Origin of the sequence: Streptomyces sp. 8N706, from assembly GCF_052245415.1 — a bacterium.
Lineage (GTDB): Bacteria > Actinomycetota > Actinomycetes > Streptomycetales > Streptomycetaceae > Streptomyces.
Map to the genome: position 1 here is coordinate 1 of NZ_JBQQBW010000072.1, position 21,348 is coordinate 21,348.

General features: G+C 70.5%; 18 protein-coding genes and 3 pseudogenes. 10 read left to right on the forward strand and 11 right to left on the reverse strand.

Annotated elements, in window-relative coordinates; all coding sequences use genetic code 11:
• Both ACTWQE_RS23475 and ACTWQE_RS23480 read left to right on the forward strand, forming a co-directional pair.
• Nucleotides 1-818 (forward strand): annotated as a pseudogene (locus tag ACTWQE_RS23475) (glycosyl transferase); the annotation flags it as partial.
• Nucleotides 815-2,746: a galactose oxidase-like domain-containing protein gene (locus ACTWQE_RS23480; protein ID WP_443331010.1), complete on the forward strand. Its 1,932-nt coding sequence runs from the start codon at nucleotides 815-817 to the stop codon at nucleotides 2,744-2,746. The pseudogene ACTWQE_RS23475 and the gene ACTWQE_RS23480, both read left to right, overlap by 4 nt.
• Nucleotides 2,747-2,939: 193 nt before the next feature.
• On the opposite strand, the gene ACTWQE_RS23485 is transcribed toward ACTWQE_RS23480, so the two are convergent.
• The 6 genes from ACTWQE_RS23485 to ACTWQE_RS23510 all read right to left on the reverse strand — a co-directional run bounded on the left by ACTWQE_RS23485 (nucleotide 2,940) and on the right by ACTWQE_RS23510 (nucleotide 9,139).
• The gene (locus ACTWQE_RS23485; RefSeq protein ID WP_443331011.1) at nucleotides 2,940-3,977 is read right to left on the reverse strand and encodes a glycoside hydrolase family 6 protein; all 1,038 of its coding nucleotides are present in this window, start codon (nucleotides 3,975-3,977) and stop codon (nucleotides 2,940-2,942) included.
• A gap of 127 nt (nucleotides 3,978-4,104) precedes the next feature.
• Complete coding sequence (locus ACTWQE_RS23490) at nucleotides 4,105-4,755, reverse strand: class F sortase (protein WP_443331012.1); 651 nt, start codon at nucleotides 4,753-4,755, stop codon at nucleotides 4,105-4,107.
• Nucleotides 4,756-4,804: 49 nt separating this feature from the next.
• Entirely contained in the window at nucleotides 4,805-5,524 is a 720-nt protein-coding gene (locus tag ACTWQE_RS23495; protein ID WP_443331013.1) for a hypothetical protein, read from the reverse strand.
• Between the two features lie 114 nt (nucleotides 5,525-5,638).
• Complete coding sequence (locus tag ACTWQE_RS23500; RefSeq protein WP_443331014.1) at nucleotides 5,639-6,436, reverse strand: HAD-IIA family hydrolase; 798 nt, start codon at nucleotides 6,434-6,436, stop codon at nucleotides 5,639-5,641.
• A gap of 185 nt (nucleotides 6,437-6,621) precedes the next feature.
• Nucleotides 6,622-7,470, reverse strand: coding sequence for a hypothetical protein (locus ACTWQE_RS23505; protein WP_443331015.1), 849 nt, complete (start codon nucleotides 7,468-7,470; stop codon nucleotides 6,622-6,624).
• A gap of 202 nt (nucleotides 7,471-7,672) precedes the next feature.
• Nucleotides 7,673-9,139, reverse strand: a complete 1,467-nt coding sequence (locus ACTWQE_RS23510; protein ID WP_443331016.1) for an ROK family transcriptional regulator — start codon at nucleotides 9,137-9,139, stop codon at nucleotides 7,673-7,675.
• A gap of 56 nt (nucleotides 9,140-9,195) precedes the next feature.
• Between ACTWQE_RS23510 and ACTWQE_RS23515 the strand changes: the two genes are divergently transcribed.
• The 3 genes from ACTWQE_RS23515 (at nucleotide 9,196) to ACTWQE_RS23525 (ending at nucleotide 12,633) form a co-directional block, all read left to right on the forward strand.
• Complete coding sequence (locus tag ACTWQE_RS23515; protein ID WP_443331017.1) at nucleotides 9,196-10,287, forward strand: Gfo/Idh/MocA family protein; 1,092 nt, start codon at nucleotides 9,196-9,198, stop codon at nucleotides 10,285-10,287.
• A gap of 137 nt (nucleotides 10,288-10,424) precedes the next feature.
• The gene (locus ACTWQE_RS23520) at nucleotides 10,425-10,877 is read left to right on the forward strand and encodes a heme-degrading domain-containing protein (protein ID WP_443331038.1); all 453 of its coding nucleotides are present in this window, start codon (nucleotides 10,425-10,427) and stop codon (nucleotides 10,875-10,877) included.
• Between the two features lie 529 nt (nucleotides 10,878-11,406).
• Nucleotides 11,407-12,633, forward strand: a complete 1,227-nt coding sequence (locus tag ACTWQE_RS23525; RefSeq protein WP_443331018.1) for an FAD-dependent oxidoreductase — start codon at nucleotides 11,407-11,409, stop codon at nucleotides 12,631-12,633.
• A 6-nt stretch (nucleotides 12,634-12,639) separates the two neighbouring features.
• Here the strand turns inward: ACTWQE_RS23525 and ACTWQE_RS23530 are convergent, their stop codons facing one another.
• The 5 genes and pseudogenes from ACTWQE_RS23530 to ACTWQE_RS23550 form a co-directional block, all read right to left on the reverse strand.
• Nucleotides 12,640-13,263 (reverse strand): TetR/AcrR family transcriptional regulator, encoded by a 624-nt coding sequence (locus ACTWQE_RS23530; protein ID WP_443331019.1) that lies wholly within the window; start codon nucleotides 13,261-13,263, stop codon nucleotides 12,640-12,642.
• Between the two features lie 205 nt (nucleotides 13,264-13,468).
• Entirely contained in the window at nucleotides 13,469-14,233 is a 765-nt protein-coding gene (locus tag ACTWQE_RS23535; protein ID WP_443331020.1) for a YidC/Oxa1 family membrane protein insertase, read from the reverse strand.
• Nucleotides 14,234-14,353: 120 nt separating this feature from the next.
• Nucleotides 14,354-14,662, reverse strand: a complete 309-nt coding sequence (locus tag ACTWQE_RS23540) for a DUF6412 domain-containing protein (RefSeq protein ID WP_443331021.1) — start codon at nucleotides 14,660-14,662, stop codon at nucleotides 14,354-14,356.
• A gap of 56 nt (nucleotides 14,663-14,718) precedes the next feature.
• Nucleotides 14,719-15,702, reverse strand: a pseudogene (locus tag ACTWQE_RS23545) (sodium:solute symporter family protein); the annotation flags it as partial.
• Between the two features lie 142 nt (nucleotides 15,703-15,844).
• Nucleotides 15,845-16,672 (reverse strand): annotated as a pseudogene (locus ACTWQE_RS23550) (DUF3311 domain-containing protein); the annotation flags it as partial.
• Between ACTWQE_RS23550 and ACTWQE_RS23555 the strand changes: the two are divergent.
• The 5 genes from ACTWQE_RS23555 (at nucleotide 16,585) to ACTWQE_RS23575 (ending at nucleotide 21,319) form a co-directional block, all read left to right on the forward strand.
• On the forward strand, nucleotides 16,585-17,589 hold the full coding sequence (locus ACTWQE_RS23555; protein ID WP_443331022.1) for an SEC-C metal-binding domain-containing protein: 1,005 nt from the start codon (nucleotides 16,585-16,587) through the stop codon (nucleotides 17,587-17,589). The pseudogene ACTWQE_RS23550 and the gene ACTWQE_RS23555 overlap by 88 nt on opposite strands.
• Nucleotides 17,590-17,600: 11 nt before the next feature.
• The gene (locus ACTWQE_RS23560; protein ID WP_443331023.1) at nucleotides 17,601-18,083 is read left to right on the forward strand and encodes an OsmC family protein; all 483 of its coding nucleotides are present in this window, start codon (nucleotides 17,601-17,603) and stop codon (nucleotides 18,081-18,083) included.
• Between the two features lie 219 nt (nucleotides 18,084-18,302).
• The gene (locus tag ACTWQE_RS23565) at nucleotides 18,303-18,683 is read left to right on the forward strand and encodes a very short patch repair endonuclease (RefSeq protein ID WP_443331039.1); all 381 of its coding nucleotides are present in this window, start codon (nucleotides 18,303-18,305) and stop codon (nucleotides 18,681-18,683) included.
• 118 nt (nucleotides 18,684-18,801) lie between these two features.
• The gene (locus ACTWQE_RS23570) at nucleotides 18,802-20,334 is read left to right on the forward strand and encodes an ATP-binding protein (RefSeq protein WP_443331024.1); all 1,533 of its coding nucleotides are present in this window, start codon (nucleotides 18,802-18,804) and stop codon (nucleotides 20,332-20,334) included.
• Entirely contained in the window at nucleotides 20,324-21,319 is a 996-nt protein-coding gene (locus tag ACTWQE_RS23575; protein WP_443331025.1) for a PD-(D/E)XK motif protein, read from the forward strand. Before ACTWQE_RS23570 ends, ACTWQE_RS23575 begins: the two co-directional genes overlap by 11 nt.
• Nucleotides 21,320-21,348: the final 29 nt, after the last annotated feature.

Consider the following 21,348-nt stretch of genomic DNA (forward strand, 5'->3'; position numbering starts at 1 on the left):
CCGACGTCCTGGCCGTCGGCGAAGGCCCCACCGCCTGGACCGACTTCTTCACCCAACAGCTCCGCTGGTCCCGCGGCACCTACGAGACCATCCTCAAACAGTTCTGGAAGGCCCCCTTCACCCTGCCGCCCGGGAAGCTGTTCAACTACACGCTGATGGTGATCTTCTATCCCATATCGGCGCTCAACTGGATTCTGGCCGCCCTGAGTTGTGCCCTGTTCCTCGGGTTCGGCGCATCCGGTATCCAGATCGACCCGGCGATGTGGATGATGCTGTACGGGAACGCGTCCGCCCTCCAGATCGGCCTCTACATCTGGAACCGGCGGCACAACGTCTCCCCCCACGAGCCCGAGGGATCCGGCGGTGTGGCGGGCATGGCGATGTCGGCACTGTCCGCCCCCATCTACGCCCGCTCGCTGATGGACGCGGTCCTGCGCCGCAAGAGCAAGTTCGTGGTGACCCCGAAGGGCGACTCCTCCAGTCCGGACACCCTCTTCGGCACGTTCCGCATCCACATGTTCTTCATGCTGGTCTTCGGCGGGTCGCTCGCCTCCTCCTTCTACTTCGGCCACAGCCACCCGGCGATGATCGTCTGGGCGACGCTGGCACTGACCATCACGGCCTCCCCGATCCTGGCCTGGGCGTGGACACTCCGGCAGGCCGAGCGCAAGAAGAAGGCCGGGGGCGGCAGCGCCTCCCCGCCCGGCTCCGACGGTGCGGGTGGCGGCGGTCCGGTCGCCACCGACCAGCAGCCGGAGCCCGATGGGGCAGCCAACGACCAGACCATGCAGATCGCCCTTGGGGGACGTCACACATGAAGTACCGTCCGAGCCGCCGCACCCGACGGATATCCATCGGTGCGGCGGCAGTGCTCGTCGTGGCCGGAATGAACGGACCGGCCCTTTATCGCTTCAGCTCGGAGAAGTACCACGCGTACAAGATCAACCAGCCGGATTACAAGGCGGAGAACGGCCACTGGGACCTGCTGGACGTCCCGGAGAAGAACCGGATCCACACGATCCATGCGGCGCTGCTGCACACCGGCAAGGTGCTGCTGATCGCCGGGTCGGGCAACAACGCCAAGATGTTCGCCTCCAAGACCTTCCGCTCGGTCCTGTGGGACCCGGAGAAGAACACCTACAAGAACATTCCGACGCCCAAGGACATGTTCTGCGCGGGACACACCCAGCTTCCGGACGGCAAACTGCTGGTCGCGGGCGGCACCCAGCGCTACGAGAAGCTCAAGGGCGACGTCCGCAAGGCCGGCGGCCTCATGATCGTCAAGAATGAGAGCCCCGACAGCCCCAAGACCCTTCCCGCGGGCACGCTCTTCACCGGCAAGGCCAGCGGCAAGACCTTCGAGTCCAAGGACAACCTGCTCGTCCCGCGGGCCAAGAAGAAGGCCGACCCGGCCACGGGCCAGGTGACCGTCACCGCCAGCGAGGCACGGGTCTACGTCGAGGCCCGAGAGCGGGGCAGGAAGCACTCCACGGGGGACACCGACAACTACCGCATCCAGGGCCTGAAGGGCGCCGAGGCCAAGAACCTCTACGGGATCGCCAACAAGCTCTCCTTCGACAAGAAGGACTTCCAGGGGATCAAGGACGCCTTCGAGTTCGACCCGGTCGCCGAGCGCTACATCAGGGTCGACCCGATGCACGAGGCCCGCTGGTACCCGACCCTGACCACCCTCAAGGACGGCAAGGTCCTCTCGGTCTCCGGGCTCGACGAGATCGGCCAGGTCGTCCCGGGCAAGAACGAGATCTACGACCCGAAGACCAAGAAGTGGTCCTATCTGCCCCGGCAGCGCTTCTTCCCGACCTATCCCGCGCTGTTCCTGACCAACGGCGGCAAGATCTTCTACACCGGTTCCAACGCCGGCTACGGCCCGGCCACCAAGGGCCGCACCCCGGGCCTCTGGGACGTGGACACCAATGAGTTCGATCCCGTCCCGGGCATGAGCGACCCGGACATCCTCGAGACGTCGATGTCGGTGATGCTGCCCCCCGCCCAGGACCAGAAGTTCATGGTGATCGGCGGCGGCGGGGTCGGCGAGTCCGAGAAGTCGTCCGAGAAGACCCGGCTGGTCGACCTCAAGAAGCGGGACCCGCGGTTCAAGGACGGCGCGCCCCTCTCCGAGGGCACCCGCTACCCCGGCGGATCGATCCTCCCCGACGACACGGTCTTCGTCTCCGGCGGCTCGGGCGACTACCGCGGCCGCGGCGACAGCAACATCCTCAAGGCGCAGATCTACGACGCCAGGACCGGCACCTTCCGCAAGGTCGCCGACCCGACGGTCGGCCGCAACTACCACTCCGGGACCATCCTGCTGCCCGACGGCCGCGTCATGATCTTCGGCTCCGACTCGCTCTACTCCGACGCCGCCAACACCAAGCCCGGCGTCTTCGAGAAGCGCATCGAGATCTACACCCCGCCGTACCTCTACCGGGATTCCCGGCCGAAGCTCGACTCCGGCCCCGACAGGGTCAGGCGCGGCGGCACGGCAACCTTCAGGACGCGGTACGCCTCCACCATCAAGAACGTGCGGCTGATGCGCCCCAGCGCCGTCACCCATGTCACCGATGTCGACCAGCGGTCCATCGCCATGGACTTCAATCGCAGCGCGGACGGCATCAGCGTGACGGTGCCCAAGGACCGCTCGCTGGTCCCGTCGGGCTGGTACATGCTGTTCGTCACCGACGACCAGGGCACCCCGTCCAAGGCCCGCTGGGTCGAGGTCCCCTAGGTTCTGCTCGCACGACGGCGTTCCGGACGACGGCGCCCCCGGCCGCGGAGGCAGGGGGCGCCGTCGTCTTCCAAGTCGGTGGTAGTGCGTCGTCTCCGTACGCGTCGGTGTCGCGCGTCGTACCCGTACCCGTAGGTGGCCGGTTCGTGGGCCTACGCGTCACCGGTGCGCCGCGCAGGCTTGCACGTACGGGTCAGTGGCGCGCGTTCCGGGCCAGCTCCAGGGCGTACTTCGGCCACCACTGTCCGGCTGCCGGGCCGCCCTTGCAGTCGCCGTCCGACTCCCCGGGCCGCTTGATCCAGAGGTAGGCGTCGATGAGTTCGTCACCGGTCTTCGTCGTCGGCGGCTCACCGAGCGCCCGGCCCGGCGGGTTGCACCAGGCCTCCGGGTCTGCCTTCCCAGGCGCCGGGCCGTTGCCGTTCCGACTCGTATCGATCACAAAGGGCTTGTCGCCGACCATCCCCGACAGCTTCTTGCCGTAGACCGTATTCTCCTTGGTCGTCTGGTAGTTGGAGATGTTGAGCGCGAAGCCGTCGGCCTTGTCGATGCCCGCGCGCTTCAACGGCTCGACCATCCGGCCCGGGTCGGTGATCCAGCGCGGATTGCCCGCGTCCAGGTACACCGTGGTCCTCGGCAGCGCCTTGAGCTTCTCCACCGCCTCGGAGAGCAGCGCGAACCGCTCCTCGTGGAACTGCTCCGGGGTGCAGCCGTCCTCGACGTGCGGCAGCGCGTCCGGCTCCAGGACGACCGTGGCTCTCCGGTCCCCGATCCCCTTGAGCACCTCGCCGAGCCATGCGCGGTAGTCGTTCCCGTCCGCCGCCCCGCCCTTGGAGTACTGGCCGCAGTCGCGGTGCGGGATGTTGTAGAGGACCAGCAGCGCGTCGCGGTCCGCCTTCTCCGCGGCCTCGGTGAAGCCGCGCGCCTGGCCCTCCGGGTCGTCGACCCCGATCCACTCCGCGACCGGCTGCCGGGAGATCCGCTCCAGAGCCTCGGCGTCCTTCTCGCGCCCGTCCTTGCGGAACGAGACGACCTGCTTGGCCGCTTTACCATCCGGGTTCACCCAGTACGGGGCCCTGGACTTGGGCTGCTGCCGGGGGCGCCCCTCGTCGTCGGGCGGGTCGGGCGAGGCGAAGCAGCCCGACAGGGCGAGCAGCGCCCCCACCGCCGCGGTGCCCGCTGTGAGCCGGGCGAACGCGGCCCTGCGCCCGCGGCCGGTGTAACTGCCGTACATCCACTCCCCCTTGGCTGCACATCCTGGGTGAACGCCCCAGGATCCGCGTGGGACAAGACCGGTCGAATCCATCGTGGCACACCGGTTCGGCGGCTCACGATTCTGTCCGACCATCGTCGAACAGCTGTTACACCCTGTCCCCCGCGATGAGCGGGGCGGCCCGTGTCCCCGTCAGATACGCCGAGACCACGACATTTGCGGTGTACGTGTGGTGTCGCGGGTCGTAGCTGCCCCCACAGGTGATCAGGCGCAGCTCCGCTCGGTCCGGTTGGCGCGGACCGTAGGCCCGCGCGGGATCGAAGCGCTTCTTGGTGAGGGCCTCGACCGTTTCGACGGTGAACTCCGCGACGGACCGGTCCTCCCGTACGACGCGGACACGTTCGCCGGGCTTGATCTGGCCCAGCCGGAAGAAGACGGCCGGCGCGGACTCGGTGTCGACATGGCCGACGAGCAGGGCGGTGCCCGAGGCGCCCGGCGCGGGCCCGCCGCCGAACCAGCCGACGACCCCGGGAGTGTCGAACGGGGGCGGGTCGATGCCGCCGTCCGCGTCCAGGCCGCGCTCGACGACCGGTGCCCCGACGCCCAGGGCATCGATCTCCACGCGCTGCGGCCGGGCCGACCGCATCGGCTCATGGGCCGCGGGCAACGGGGCGGCGGCCGGACGGCCGGCCGCCGCCACATCACCGGTGGCGGGCGACCCGATGGGCGGACCGTCGGTGATCTCCCGCCCCCATATCCACAGCCCGGCCAGGACCACCACCCAGGTCAGACAACTCACCAGCCGCCCCGCCACGGGACAGCGCCGGTCGGACACGATGGCCCGGGCCTCAGTCGCCCGCCGACCCGGCCCGGCGGCGGTGCAGGGCGATACCCGCCACGGCGAGACCCGCGGCGCCGGCGAGACCGGCCCCGACGATGACATGGGCCACCCCGGGCCCGTCCGCGTCCTTGGAGACGGCACGGGCGGTTCCGCCCCCACCGGCCTTCACCGGCGCGGTCGGGGTGCTGCCCCGGGCGACGACGGTCAGGGGAGCCTCGCCCCCGCAGTCGCACCTCACCTTGTAGGTGCCCGGGGACGTGGTGGAACGGATCTTCGCTTCGGCGTGGAGGCCGCCGCCGCCCTTGGCGGCGAGCTGCGCATCCGCGACGAAGGCCTCGGACCGGGCCATGACCTTGGAGCCCTTGCAGTCCTCTACATGGACCTGGACCTCGGCTCCGGCCGCGACCACGGAGGGGGAGACCTTGAGTGAGCCCGCTGTGGAGTTGCCGGTGGAGCTGGAGAGGCTGTCCTCCGGCATCTGCCCGGGCGTGTCCTCCTGCCGGTCCCCCGTCGTGTCCCCCGAGGTGTCGCCCGTCGTGTCCGGGGACGACGTGTCCGCCGCGGCGCCGGAGGACGACGGCGCGGGGGACGTGGCGGTGCTGTCGAGCTCGGCGAGCAGGGACTCGTCCGCCGAGGCGGAGGGATCGTCACCGGGAGCGGATTCCTCGGCGACGGCGGGCAGCGCCGTCGCCGAACACAGGGCGGCCGCGGCAACAGCCACGGCCACGCGGCGAGTGACGCGGGACAGCTTGCAAGGCGGTACAGAACCCATCGTGAACCTCCTCTTACGTCAGCAGGTTCGCGTGTGTGCCGAGGCTCCGCATCCCGGTGCGTGACCGGACTACTCCGTTCGGTGAGGGCCCACCCGGTCGACCAGGTCCGCGATGGAGTCGACCACGTTCGAGGGACGGTAGGGGAACCGGTCGACCTCATGAGGCTGGGTCACGCCCGTCAGCACCAGGAACGTCTCCATTCCGGCCTCCAGGCCCGCCAGCACATCGGTGTCCATCCGGTCGCCGATCATGGCGCTGCTCTCGGAGTGCGCCCCGATCGCGTTGAGCCCGGCCCGCATCATCAGCGGGTTGGGCTTGCCGACGAAGTACGGCTCACGGCCGGTCGCCTTGGTGATCAGCGCGGCGACCGAACCGGTGGCGGGCAGGGCGCCCTCCGCCGACGGCCCGGTCTCGTCCGGGTTGGTGGCGATGAAGCGGGCACCCGCGTTGATCAGCCGGATGGCCTTGGTCAGGGATTCGAAGCTGTAGGTGCGGGTCTCGCCCAGGACCACGTAGTCCGGCTCGGAGTCGGTGAGGACATAGCCGATGTCGTGCAGCGCCGTGGTGAGACCCGCCTCCCCGATGACGTACGCCGTGCCGCCGGGCCGCTGGTCGTCGAGGAACTGGGCGGTGGCGAGCGCCGAGGTCCATATGTTCTCCACCGGCACGTCGAGCCCCATCCGCGCCAGCCGGGCGTGCAGGTCGCGCGGGGTGTAGATGGAGTTGTTGGTGAGCACGAGGAACGGCCTGCCGGACTCGGTCAGCCGCTTGACGAAGGCATCCGCACCGGGGATCGGGATGCCCTCGTGGATGAGGACCCCGTCCATGTCGGTGAGCCATGACTCGATCGGCTTGCGCTCTCCCATGCCGGACTCCTGCCGTATGCGTGTGCTGGTACGCGACGGCACCGCGGTGTGCCGCGCCGACGCCCACAGCCTAGCCAGCAGGTGCTGATCCGGGCCCCGCCGGACACAACGGTGCCGAGGTGCTGCTGCCCGTCGATCGGCGGAGGATGCATCCGAGCGGGCAGTACGTCCCGTACGGCCCGGGATCAGCGGGTACGGCGCCGGACCAGCGCCACCAGAACCACTCCGCCCACCAGACAGAGGGCCGCCGCTCCGGCGATCCAGGGCAGGGCCTCCTCCCCGGTCCGGGCGAGCTCGTGGTGCGCCTCGGCGGCGGGCAGCGGCCGTTCCGGTTCCGCCTCGTCCCCCTTGGCCTCCGGGAGCCCGGGGGCTTCGGAGCGCGTGTCGTGCTGCTTGTCGTGACTCTCGGGGCGGTCCGGGAGCCGGGGCTGCTCACCGCCGGGCCGGCGGATGTCGAACTCGTAGTCGTTGGACTCGCCGACCCAGTCGCCGTCGTCGTCCCGGCGCTGGACGGTCGCCACGTTGACCCGCACCCGGTCCTCACCGGTGTCGCCGGAGAACCGCATCCGCACCTTCACGGTGACGGTCTTGTGCCGCGGCACGACGAAGCCCTTGAACCGGCCGCCCTCGAACACCCCGATCTGCTCGTCCTGGTCGGTGGTCTCGAAGCTGACGGGCCGCCACTCCCGCTTGCCGGGATCGTAGAACTCCAGGCCGATACGGTCCCTGTCGAGAGAGCGCTGATGGTCCACCAGCACGGCGACGGGGTGGATGCCACTGCAGTGCGCGGCCGTGGTGTTGCGCAGATCGAGGTTCCAGGTCTGCCAGTCACCGCCGGGCGGATAGACGTCCGGGCCGCCGTGGATACGGGTCTCGATGGGGAAGCCGGGGCTGTTGGGGTCACCGCAGAAGGGCTGGGGGCCGCGGCCGGGGGCGCGGTCGTGCGGCGGCCGGTCCGCCTCGGCCGTGCCGACGGGGCCGAGGACCATCAGGACGGGGGTGATCGCGGCCGTGAGGGCGGTGCGCAGGCGCATGGGGGGACCTTCGGGGGTTCTCGGCGGCGGTCGGCTGCTGCCCGGCCGGTGGGTCGGCCGGTACCAGGCATGACCCTGCCATCCGTCCCGGCGCCATCTGCCGCACCACGGCGGGGCGCGGGGGAACCGGAGGCGGAATCCCCCTCGATCAGCCCATGATCGCCTGATCCGATGGGTGGTGGTGATCGGCCCAGTCGCCTGTTCAGCCGATCGGCTCCGCCTCGGGTGCGTGTGCGGTCTTGGGTGCCTCTGACGTGGCAGGTGCCTGTGGCGTCGCGGGTGCATGCGAGGTCGCGGGGGCATGTGACGTCGCGGGGGCATGTGACGTCGGGGGGGCCTGTGACGTCGCGTGACCGAAGAGCGGGGCGAGGACCAGCTGCGCCGCCCCGTACGCCACCGCGCGCACGCCGTCGGGTGCCACGGCGACCGGGACCGTACGGCCCGCCGCCCCGCCTTCGCCCTCCCGGGCGGCACGCTCGGCGAGCACCGCCGCCACACCGCGTACGAACACCCCGGCGTCGGCGACGGCCGCCCGGCCTCCGAGCAGGACCCGGTCGATGTCGAGCAGTCCGACGAGGTTGGCCGCGCCGGTTCCGAGGACACGCGCCGCCTCCACTGTGTCGCCACGGGCCACGGCGGCCAGGCACAGCGCCTCGATGCAGCCGCGGTTGCCGCAGTCGCACAGCGGGCCGTCGAGCTGGATCACCTGGTGCCCGAACTCCCCGGCCCCCGTGCGGTCTCCCCGGTGGAGGCCGCCGCCGAGCACCAGCCCGGCGCCGAGCCCGGTCCCGAGGTGCAGATACGCGAACGACCCGGCCCCCGCCGCTCCCCCGCCTCCTCCGGTGGCGCCTGTCGTTGCCCCGGGCGCAACGGTCCGGTCCCCCGCGGCCCCGGCCCCCGCCGCGGTCCCGCCACCCACGGTCCCGGCCCCCGCCCATGCCCCGCCCGTCCCGGCTCCCCCGCCGTTCCTGACTCCCCCGCCGTCCCCGACTCCCCTGTCCCCGACTCCCCTGTCCCCAACGCCCCCGTCCACCGCCTCCGGACGGGCCGCCCCGCGGAGCGCGAGACCCAGAGCTGCCGCGTTGGTGTCCTTGTCGAGGACGACGGGCAGCCCGAGCCGCTCCGCGAGCGCGTCCCGCAGCGGGAAGCCGTCCCACTGCGGAAACCCGGTGACCCGGCCCAGCACTCCACCCCGGTGGTCGAGCGGGCCGGGGCACGCGGCCCCCACGCCGAGGACGGGCGCCACGCGGTCCCGTAGCAGCTCCCGTACCTGCGCCTGCGCCGTATCGATCACCTGCTCGGCGCTGCCGCCGAAGTCGAACGGCGCCGTCCGTACGGCCACCGGGTCGCCCGTGAGATCGGTGAGCACCGCCGTCAGCTCGTCCCGGTCCAGATGCAGCCCCACCGCGCTGCGCGCCTCCCGTACCAGCCGCAGTACCGTGCGCGGCTTGCCGCCGGTCGAGGCACGGCGCCCCGCCTCGACCGCCAAACCCTCCCCGCGCAGCCGCGCCGTGATCTTGCTGACCGCCTGCGGGGTGAGGCCGGTCCGCTCGGCGAGCTCCAGCCTGCTGATGCCGGTGTCCCCCGCCGCTCGCAGCAGATCGAGGACGAGCGCGGCGTTGTGACTGCGCAGCGCGGGAAGGTTGGCTCCCGAGTTCTCCCTGTTCACACCCCCATTCTCCACTCCGCTTGCTCTTTGGCAACACCGTTGCTTAAGTGGCTCCCATGACAGGCACAGGCACCCCCTTCCGTGTAGGCCTCGTCGGATACGGCCTCGCGGGATCCGTCTTCCACGCCCCGCTGATCGCCGCCACCGACGGCCTGACCCTCGACACCGTCGTCACCTCCGCCCCCGAACGGCGGGCCCAGGCGCGCCAGGAGCACCCGGACGTGCGCTTCGCGGCCTCGCCGCAGGAGCTGTGGAACCGTGCGGACGAGCTCGATCTGATCGTCGTCGCGTCCCCCAACCGCACCCATGTGCCGATCGCCACCGAGGCGCTGAAGGCCGGTCTTCCGGTGGTCGTGGACAAGCCGATCGCCGGCACCGCCGCCGAGGCGCGGGAGCTCGCGGCTCTCGCCGAGGAGCGCGGCCTGCTGCTGTCCGTCTTCCAGAACCGCCGCTGGGACAACGATTTCCTCACTCTCCGCAAGCTCCTGGCGGACGGTGAGCTGGGCGCGGTCCACCGCTTCGAATCCCGCTTCGAGCGGTGGCGGCCGCGGCCCAAGGGCGGCTGGCGCGAGTCCGGCGACCCGGCCGAGATCGGCGGTCTGCTCTACGACCTGGGCAGCCATCTGGTGGACCAGGCGCTGGTCCTCTTCGGCCCGGCCGTGCGGGTCTACGCCGAGTCGGACGTACGCCGCCCGGGCGCCGAGTCGGACGACGACACCTTCATCGCGGTCACCCACGCGGGCGGCGTCCGCTCCCATCTGTGGATGAGCGCGGTCACCGCGCAACTGGGCCCCCGCTTCCGGGCTCTGGGCAGTGCCGCGGGCTACGTCACGTACGGGCTGGATCCGCAGGAGGCCGCCCTCCGCGAGGGCCTCCGGCCCGGCGTCACCCCCGAATGGGGCATCGAACCGGAGTCGGTGTGGGGCCGGTTGGGCGCGGGAGAATCCCCGCTGACCGGCGGCGGTACCCCGGTCCGTACCCTGCCGGGCGACTACCCTGCCTATTACGCGGGTGTCGCCGCCGCCCTGCGCGACGGCACCCCGCCGCCGGTCACGGCCCATGAGGCCGCGGCCGCCCTGGACGTCCTGGAAGCGGCCCGCGTCTCGGCGCGCGAGGGCCGTACGGTCACGATCGGAGCGGAGGCATGATGGCGGCAGAACGAGGCGGCCGGGCCACCCCCGGCGGTACGGACCCGGGCGGCGGCACCGTCGCCGCACCCACCGGCGGCTCCACCCCTGCGACGGGCTCCGCCACGGAGGAGGCCGCCGCGCAGGAGGCCGCCGCGCTGATCCCCGTCCTCGAGGCCCAGGAGCGCCGCCTCGTACTGCGCGGCTTCGACCACGACGACGCCTGGCACCTGGGATCGATGCTGGTGGAGCTGGCCCGGCTGCGCGAGGCGCCCGTCGTCGTGGACATCCGCCGCGGGGCGCAGCAGCTCTTCCACTACGCCCTGCCGCGCTCCTCCGCGGACAACGACGCCTGGGTCGACCGCAAGCGCCGGGTCGTCGAGCGGTACGCCGAGAGCTCGTACCTGGTGGGCGCCCGGTTCCGCGCCAAGGGCACGACCTTCGAGAGGTCCTCCCGCCTGGACCCGGACCGCTATGCCGCACACGGCGGTTCGTTCCCGATCCTGGTCGAGGGCACGGGAGCCATCGGGTCGGTCACGGTCTCGGGGCTGCCGCAGGCCGAGGACCACGCGCTGGTGGTCGAGGCCCTGGAGCGCTTCCTCGCGGCCTGATCGGCCTGGGACCTGGGACGGTTGCGCAACGGCCGCCCCGGCCGTACGGGGACGACCGCCGCGTCCGCCTGACCGTCGCGTCCGTTCGACAGCCGCGTCCGTTCGACAGCCGCATCCGGAGGGCCACTGCGCGGGGAGGGTCACCGCGCCCGGAGGGTCCCCCCGGCCGGACGACAGAAAGCCGCGCCCGGACACCGTCGGCCCCGGACGGCCGCCGCACCACCCGGGCGGCCGCTGAGTCCTGGTGCCGGGCCGGCGCGTTTCCGGCCCGGTCCGCACCGGTCCACCGACGCCGCCCGCCGGGTACGACGGGCCCGCGGCGGGCGGCCTCCCGGTGCCGGCGGAGCCGCGCCCGTAACGGGACTTCGTCCCACGGGCCGGTCAACAGGCCGTCCAGCGAGGCCAAAGCCCCCCTTCCTCCGACTTTCCCGGAACACCGGACCAGAGCTCCCTCGTACCACTATCCTGACCGAACGGTCAGACAACTGACCCGACGGTTGGTGCCGATCGTCGACAAGGGGGAGGAAGCATGGAGCGCACGACATGTTGTGTAGTGGGCGGCGGACCGGCAGGCATGATGCTCGGCCTGCTGCTCGCCAGGGCCGGCATCGAGGTGACGGTGCTGGAGAAGCACCGGGACTTCCTCCGGGACTTCCGCGGCGACACCGTCCACCCGTCGACCCTGCGCCTGCTGGACGAACTCGGGCTCGGTGCACGGTTCGCCACGCTCCCGTACCGCAGGCTCGAGGAGATGCGGATGCAGATCGGCGACGCGACGGTGACCGCGGCCGATTTCCGGCGTCTTCCGGGGAAGCACCGGTACATCGCCATGGTCCCGCAGTGGGACTTCCTCCATCTGCTCGCCGGCGCCGCCATGGACGAACCCTCCTTCACGCTGCGGATGTGCACCAGCGTGACCGGGCTGCTCACCGACGCGGGCCGGGTGACCGGAGTCCGCTACCTCGCGGAGGACGGCTCCCCCCACGAGCTCGCGGCCGGTCTGACGGTCGGCTGTGACGGCCGGGACTCGGTGGTCAGCGCTGCCGCCGGACTCCGGCAGGAACCGTTCGAGGTCCCCATGGACGTCTGGTCCGTACGCGTTCCCCTGCCGCCCGACAGAACCGACGAGGTAGGGCGGGTCTTCGCGCGGTTCGGTGGCGGGCAGGCAGCGGTCACCATGGACCGCGGCGAGTACTACCAGACCTCCTACCTGATCAAGAAGGGCCGGGACGAGGAGCTTCGGGCCCATGACATCCAGTGGCTCCGGGACCGGCTCGGCGGCCTGTTCGGCTGGGACCGGGGCGTGACGGACACGATCCGTACCTGGGACGACGTGAAACTGCTCGAGGTGACGATGGGCCGCCTGCCACGCTGGTACCGGGACGGTCTGCTGTGCATCGGGGACGCGGCCCACACCATGTCGCCGGTCGGGGGCGTCGGCGTCAACCTCGCGGTCCAGGACGCGGTCGCGGCCGCCCGGATCCTCGCGGAACCGCTGCGCGGCGGCCGGGTCGGTCTCCGCGACCTGGCGCGCGTGCAGAAGCGTCGGCAGCTGCCCACGGCCCTGACGCAGAAATCCCAGCTGAGCGAGCATGAGATGCTGCTGCGCCCCGCCCTGGACGACACCCTCCGCGGCGGCTCCCTGCCACTGCCCATGAGGCTCCTCCGGCGGGTGCCGCCGCTGCGTGGCGTGACCGCTTACTTCGGCGGGATGGGCATACGCCCGGAACACGCGCCCGCGTTCGCACGGGCGTGAGGGAGTTCAGCCGCGGCGGTCGATGGCGTTGAGGGTGAAGGTCACCAGCTCGTCGGCCGCGGCTTCGAGGTCCAGATCCGGGTGGAGGAGCCAGTGCGAGATCACACTGTCGATGGCGCCGCCGATCGCCAGGGCCACGGTCGGCGTACTGAACTCCCGCAGCAGACCGGCCTCCTGGCCTGCCGTCAGGAGGTCCGCCAGAGTCTGCCATCGCCCACCGGTGTCATGGCGGCCCGGCGTCGTCAGCTCCGTACCGCCCTTGTCGTCCAGGAGCATTTCGGTGATCACGCGTACATGGCGGCGGTTGGCCCGCTGATAGCTGATCATCGCGCGTACGTAGGCGACGACGGCGGCCCGCGGATCCGGCGCCTGCTCGACGCGCTCCTCGATGTACGCGGTGAACTCCGCGACCACATGGGCCAGCGTCGCCTGGGTGAGGTTGTTCTTCGACGAGAAGTGGTAGAGGACGGCGGCCTTGGAGATGCCCGCCTCCTCGGCGATGGCCGACAGCGAGGTCGCCGGATACCCCTTCGCGGAGATCAGATCGATCGTGCACTCGATGAGCTGCTGTCGTCGGGCCCGCTCGGTGAAGGTCAGCGTGTCGGAGTCGGCACTGCGGCGAGGAGTCATCGGACGCCCCCTCACCCTTGCTCGCACACCGGCCGACACCTGACCGTACACCGCGGGGTCGGCGACCGGCGACGGCCGCCGACTTGTGCGGGCACGGGCACGGGCGGCACGGACACCACGGCTTGCTCGGACACGGGGCACAGGCGGCACGGACACCACGGACTCGTGCAGACACGCACACGGCCGGCGGGGACACCGTCGCCCGTCATCCGGCAGTGCCGGTCCCGGGGACGGGCGGTGCGGACGCGGGCGCCGAACGGTCCCGGTGCAGCCAGGCCCGCTCGGCCGCGCTCCACGCCGTGGTGGTGGCCAGATACAGCCCGGCGGCCAACGGCACGACGGCGGCGGTGACGAGCGTGCCGAAGGAGAGCAGCGGCATCATCCTGGCCATGCCCGCCATGCCCGGCACCGGCGGCTCCTCCACATCCCTGGACGCCGGGGCGGCGGCGGCCGTGGCCTTCCGCCCCCGCACATAGTTCCAGCAGGCCACGGCGGCGATCGCCACGAATAGCCCCAGGTACACCAGGCCGTCCGGGCCGAAGGCCCCGCCCTCACCCAGAGCGTCGGCCCAGTGTCCGCCGAGGGGCGCTCCGAACAGCGTGTGGTCGAGCAGGCCCCCGTTCCCGCTGGTGAAGAGGTGGTACATCACGAAGAAGACCGGCAGCTGGAGCAGCATCGGGCCGCAACCGGAGAGCGGCGAGGAGCCCGTCTCCGCGTACAGCTCGCTCATCGCCCGCCGCATGCGCTCCGGGTCGTTCCTGTGGGTACGCCTCAGCTCGGCCAGCCGGGGCGCGAGTTCGGCGCGCGCCTTCTCGCCGCGTGCTGCGGCCCGCGCGAGCGGGTGGAGGGCGAGACGGACGCACAGGGTGAGGACAACGATCGCGGCTGCCGTCGAGGAGCCGCCGAAGAACGGGTCGAGCGCGTCTGCCATATGGGAGAGAAGCGCACCGAGGGATGCGAGAACGGACATGGTTGAGCCCTCCACGGGGTCTCGTCGTGCCGGAGGATCGGCCGGAAGATCGGTCGGATGTCGGCGTGACGAGCCGCGCGGGCGGTCAGCTCCCTGCGAGCCCTACGAGTCGGGGAGCCCCTACGCGGCCGTCGGAAGGCGACGGCCCGGCGCTCGGGGCCGGGGGCGGCCGGAGGCGTCGGGATCCCGTTGCGGCAGAAATGCCGTACGGCGCTCCCGGTCCCGTATCGCCGTACGGATACGGGTCGGTGGTACCGGCCGCGCGGAGCGTGCGACGGACAGCGAGCAGACCATCAGCGCGGCGCTCACCGCGGCGGTGGCGGCCAGAGCGACGGCGCCGCCCAACCCGCTCTCGGTCAGCAGGAGCTCGGTGAGCAGGAAGAGAAGCGTGTTCAGGTGCATACGCACCGATCCGAGGTGGCGGATCACGCAGCCCCCCTCCGGACTCAATGATCGAACTGCACCGCGACGCAACAGCCCCGATGCTAACCGGCCGCGGAGGCGGGGCGGTAGGCGATCTCAGCGGGCAGACGCGCGAGCACATCCTCGTCGGGCCGGCCATCGGACGGCCGCGGCCCGAGATACGACACGGCGAGCGCGACGGCCAGGTTCAGCGCAAGTGCGACGATCCCCGCGTTCACGCCCCACACCGGATCGTTCCCGCTGAAGACGAGCCCGCAGACGAGCGCGACCCCCACCGCCAGGCCGCTGACGGCCGCCGGCAGCGTCATCCGCCGCCACAGCAGCCCGAGCAGCAGCATCGGCACGAACTGCGCCATCCCCTCGTAGGAGACCAGCGACAGACGGACGAGCGTCGTGGGCGCGACATACGTCATCACCAGCGCCGGCGTCCCCGCGAGGACGACCACGACCTGCGACGCCGCCTTCTCCCTCCGGCTCTCCCGCCCGGCCCCGCCCGCACCGAACCCCGGCACGAGCGGAAGGGCGCTGCGCCCCCACATCGTCCCGATGACCAGCATGAACACCGCCATGGGCACGATCGACGACAGCGCCGCCGCCACCCCGATCACCCCGACCGCCCAGGCCGGGAGCGCGTCGACGACCAGCTTGAACAGCGCCAGATCGGAGTCGGCCCCGGCCAGCCCCGGCACGACGAACAGCGCTGCCATGCCGAGCAGCATCGGTACGAAGAGCAGCACGTTGTAGCAGGGCAGCCAGATGGCGTTGCGCCGCAGGGCGTCGGCGCTCCGGGCACCCAGGTATCCGGCGACGGTGGTCGGGAAGATCACGACGGTGAGCGCGTTGAGCAGCGAGGTGGAGATGAACCAGTCTTCGCCGAGCCCTCCGGAGGCGTGCCCGGGCAGCGTCAGCCAGTCGCTCTTCTCCGCCACCATCCGGTGGAAGAGGTCGCCGTACCCGTCGAAGTAGTGCAGCGGTACGTACACGGCGAGGAACCCGAGCGTCACGATCACCAGTACGTCCTTGAGCACGGACACCCACACCGGGCCCGTCTCCCGGACGGTCCCCCGGACGGTCCCCGGGCCCGTCCCCCGGACGGCCTCCGGGCCCGTCCCCCGGAAGGTCCCCGGGCCGGTCCCCCGGACGTTCCCCGGGCCGGTCCGCCGGTCGGTCCCCGGGCCGGTCTTCCCGGCGGTCTCCGCGCCAGGTGAGCCATACGGCGACGGGCGTCGCGACGGTGGCGCCGAACAGCCACACCATCAGGAACGGCACCCCGGACACCAACGGCTCCACCCGGTTCACCCAGGGCACGGCCCCCAGATAGAGCACAAACGGCACGAGCAGCCAGAGCAGATGAGGACGACGTCGCAGCACGCCGCCCGACCCTGCTCCGCGCCCCGGACCCGGACTCTCCGGGCGTCCCCCAACGATCAAGCGGTACCGGGAGGTGTCCTCGGGGGCGCAGGTGGTGAGCGTGATGTCGTACCCCGGCCCGCCGTACCCGTACGCCGTCTCCACGGAGCTCCGCGGTACCTCGCCGATCACGGCCGAGTCGCGGGCCGAGGTCCGCGGGAGCGTCTTCCCGACTCTGCAGGTGAACCGCGCGTCCGCCGTCTCGACAGTGATCGCGTCCCCGGCCCTCAGCCGGTCGAGGTGCCGGAACGGCTCACCGTGCGTGTTTCCGGTGCCCGGCGACGGCGAAGTACGCGGCCTGTCCGGGCTGGCCGCCACGCGGGTAGTGGCCCACGTACCCCCCGGTCCAGTACCCGGCTCGTACCGGTGCCCTGCGCGACCGGGCCGTGACACCGATCCGCGGAATCCGCAGGACGGCGTACGCCAGGTCCCACCGCGGCGCCCGAGCCCCGAGACGCCGTCTGAGCGGCACGAACCGAAAGGACCGACTGTCGGCGCACGGCAGTACGGTTGGCACCATGCCCTCCGAGACCCCCGCCCAGCACGCGTCCGAAGCCGAGCGCCTGGAGCGCATCGCGGTGCAGTACCCCGAGGACAGCGAGCCACTGCTCCTGCAAGCCGCCGCCCATCGGGAACTGGCCGGTGACCGCCCCGAAGCCACCGCCCTCTACGAGCGCCTCCTCGCCGACAGCCCCACGAACACCCTGCTGATCAAGGCCCTCAAGGCCTCGAACCTCTGGGAGTACGGCCACGAGGCCGAGGCCCGCGCCATCATCGACGGCATCCGCGCGGCGGCCCCCCGGGACGCCGCGCCCTGGGAGATCATCGCCGAGGCCCTGGAGTCCCACGACGATCTCGAAGCGGCCCACGACTGCTTCACGACCGGCGCCCGCCTGCTGATCGACGGCGACGACGTCCCGTACGAAGCGGGGCTCCTCCTCGCCGGCCGCCACCGTGTCCGCCGCCTCCTGGGCACCCCCCACGACGCGTGGGACACCCTCGCCGACACCCTGCACACCGGCGACATCTCCCTGGACGAACTCCACAACCCCAAGCGCCTGTGGGCCCTCGGCTCGGACAACCCGGAGGAACTGCACGCCGAGATCGCCCGCCTCCGCGCCGAACTGGGCGAACGCCGCGCGGCCCTGTCCCGCCCCTTCCCGGTGGCGGTCCTCCACTGGCCGGAAGCCGAGCTGGCGGAACTGCTCGCGGCCTACCCCTCCCTCGCCTCCGAGTACCCCTCGCACTCCGTACACCTGGCCCGCACCGAGGCCTCCCTGCGCGAACTGGCCTCCACGGGCACCCAGAACTTCGGCATCGTCACGGCGACCGTCCCCTCCTACGAGGCCTTCGCCGCATCGGAGCAGACGTCCCCGGACGACGCGTCGCTCCTCCCCGAGTACGCCACCACGCTGGCGGCCCGCGGCCGCGCCATCGCCTGGCCACCGCGCCGCAACGCCCCCTGCTGGTGCGGCTCCACGTACCCCTACAAGGACTGCCACGGCACCCCGCCCCAGACCTGAGAGGCCCTCAGTTGCCCAGGACTCACCGCTACGACGTCTCCATCACCTGGACGGGCAACCGCGGCACCGGTACGAGCAGTTACCGAGCCTTCGCCCGGGACCACGAGGTCACCGCATCCGGACTCCCACCCATCCCCGGCAGCGCGGACCCCGCGTTCCGCGGCGACCCGGCTCGCTGGAACCCCGAACAGGGCCTCACGGCCTCCCTGTCCCAGTGCCACATGCTGTGGTATCTCCACCTCTGCGCCGTCGCCGGTGTGGTCGTCACCGACTACACCGACAACGCGCAGGGCACGATGGCGGAAACGGAGGACGGCGGCGGCCGCTTCACCGAGGTCGTCCTGCGCCCACAGGTCACCGTCGCCTCCGAGGAAATGATCAAAACGGCGCTCGACCTGCACAAGCCCGCCAACGAAAAGTGCTTCATCGCCAACTCGGTCAACTTCCCGGTCCACCACGAGCCCGTGGTGACGGCGGCAGCCCCGAATACCTGACGCCCACCGGACATCCGGCCCGCCACACACGTGTACCGATGCGCCGGAGACCGCTGGGCCGGCACCGCATCGGGCCGACATTGCCCTGAGTGACATGCTGCTCCGGCCAGTGTCCGGTCCCCGTTGCGCAGCTTCACCGGGGGCCGGCGCTCACCCCCTCACGGGCAGCACAATGGGCATGTGCCCGCGATTCCTTCTTCTCCGTCCGTCTCGGCCCGGATGAGCCGCCAGGCCAGCCGTGACACCACTCCCGAGCTGGCCGTCCGACGACTTCTTTACGCATCCGGGCACCGATATCGCCTGCACCGCCCCGTGCCTGGACTCCCGCGCCGCACGATAGACATCGCGTTCCCCGGCCCCAAGATCGCTGTCTTCCTCGACGGATGCTTCTGGCACGGCTGCCCGGAACACGCCACCCACCCCAAGGCCAACGCCGACTGGTGGCGCAGGAAGCTGGATCGCAATATCGCACGCGACCATGAGACCAGCGAGAGCCTGACCACCGCGGGATGGGCCGTCCTGCGCTTCTGGGAGCACGAGGACCCCGCAGCCATCGCGGCGCGAGTCTCCGATGCCGTCGCAGCGGCCCGGCGCGCCTGATCACGCCGACGACTGATTTGTCGTGACCTGGGCCTGTTGTGGGCCCCATGCACTACGGTCACCATTGGTTTCACAATTCCCTGACGGCTCCCCCCCCACCTGGACCTCAAGGCACTAAATGAGCGACTGGAAGTTCGACGTCCCCACCACTGGGAGCAAGCATCTTCCGCCGGATGCGAGGTACGTTGAGGCGCTGAGCAGCCAGGGTTATGGCTTCGAAGTGGCCATTGCCGACCTCGTCGACAACTCCATCGATGCCGGCGCCAAGGACGTTGTGATCCACTTCCTTCGGGACGGCGAGCAGCTCGTATCCCTGCTTGTCGTGGACGACGGCCGCGGGATGGGCGAAGAGGCGCTCGACATCGCGATGACGGTAGGCGGCCGCCGCGACTACGACGCCGCGGCTCTCGGGATGTTCGGCACCGGCCTCAAGTCCGCATCGCTCTCCCACGCCAATGCCGTCACTGTGGTCAGCACGACCAAGCGCACCCGCACCGTGGGCCGGCGCTGGCTGATGGAACACGCCAAGGCCGGCTTCCAGTGCGACATCGTGGACCCGGACTACGCGCAGACCCTGATCGATCGCTACTACGACAAACCCATCACCTGGCAGGGCACGGTTGTCCGCTGGGACGGGGTGAAGGACTTTCCGAAACACGGTGGCGGCGGCCAGACCGACCGCTACCTGCAGCGCACAATCAATAAACTCGGGCTCCATCTGGGACTCTATTTGCACCGTTTCCTCGCCCGCCCGAATTTCAATATCACGATCGCAGTCGAGGACGTTCGCACGGGCACGGTCTACTTGGACTTCGGCGTCGAACCACTCGATCCTTTTGGCTACCCGGTGACCGGCAATGCCGACTACCCACGCCGATTCACCGCGCCTGTGGAAAGCATCGGGGAGCTATCGCTCGACGCCCACGTTTGGCCTGCCAAGTCCAATGTGGACGAGTACAAGGCCGTTGGCTCCGTCATCGACCGGCAAGGTTTCTACTTTTATCGGAACGACCGACTCGTGCAAGCGGGCGGCTGGAACAACTTCCGTCAGCCCGAGCAACACCTCTCCTTGGCCCGCGTCGCCGTCGACCTGCCTCTCGACATGGGTGAGGTGTTCCGACTCACCGTGAAGAAGGCCGGAGTGGAGACGTCCCCGGAATTCACCACCGGACTCGAGAAAGCCACCGACGCCGGCGGTCGCTCCTTCACCGAATTCCTGACCGACGCGGACACGGTCTATCGCGACGCCCGCAAGCGATCCGGCACCACCCGCAAGCCTGTGCTGGGCCCCGGCAAAGGCATCGCTCCCGAGGTTCGTCAGGTCATCGAGGAAGAGCTGCCGGTGCTCCCCTATGAGGAGCCGATCGCCGTCCGCTGGCAGAAGCTCGACAACGACCTCTTCTTCAGCTTGGACCGCGAGGATCGCACGGTCATCCTCAACCAGCACTATCGGCCGGCAATCCTCGGGGGGCGACGTGGCGGCCTCAACGATGCGCCCGTGCTCAAGTCCCTCATGTACCTACTGCTGCACAAGGTCTTCGAGTCCGACCACGCAGGCCCTCGAGAGAAGGACAACCTCCTTCTGTGGCAGACCATCCTCGTCGCCGCGGCCCGCAGCGAGCTGGACCGGGTGGACGACGATGACAGCTGAGATCAAGGCGGACTGGTCTCAGGTGGAACACTTTCTCCACGCCGGACGGAGTGCGACGATCCCACTCAGCGGCGCCCGCGTGCCTCGTGTCGACTACGTCGTCATGGACGGCGGTGACATAGCGCTGCATCTCGAGCTCGGCTCACGGCAGAAGTTGCCGCGCTCGCCACACCCGCTGATACAAGTCGAGGAAATTGCCCTCGAAGGCATGAGGATGGCTCGTCTGCGGACGACTCAGCGACAGCTGCTTCGCGATTTCCACGATCTGCTCTGCGCAGTCGCGGATCGAGTGGTCGATCAAGGCCGCACACCCGAGCAAGCATTCAGCGAGACCGTACGAGCATGGCGTACGTTGCTGCGCCGACCGCGTGCTCTCAGCCCCGAGAAAAGCATCGGCTTGATCGGTGAGCTGACGGTTCTCACTTCACTCGCCGCGACGCATGGCTGGGAAATCGCCGCAAGGTCATGGAAGGCTCCCGACGGCGAAGAACACGACTTCGGACTGTGCACCTATGACATAGAAGTCAAGGCCACGTCTTCCGAGGAACGCCTGCACACGGTCCATGGCCTCAACCAACTCACGCCCACCCTCGATCGGCCCCTGTGGGTGGTCTCGCTCCAGCTCACCCGTGGCGGCGCTCACGGTCGGACCCTCACCCAGTGCGTCACTGGTGTACGCGAGCAACTCTCCGAGCATGCTCCGGGTGCAACAGTGGATGGTTGGGAGGAAAAGCTCAACGCTGCCGGCTGGATCGACACAGCCCCGGACTCGGCCCCCGACGATGAGCGTTGGTCCATACGCTCTGCTCCACTCGTCCTCGCCGCCGACGAGAATCTCCCTCGGCTGGAACCGTCCCTGCTCGAGGGGCTACCACCCGACCTTGCCGCTCGAATCGACCGCGTGGGATACCGGATGGATTTGACCGGACTGCCCCCCACACCTCATCCGCCCTCCGCCCTGCAGGGCCCGTACCGCCTTCCCTAGCCGCGACTGCTGAGAGAGCCCAACAGCAC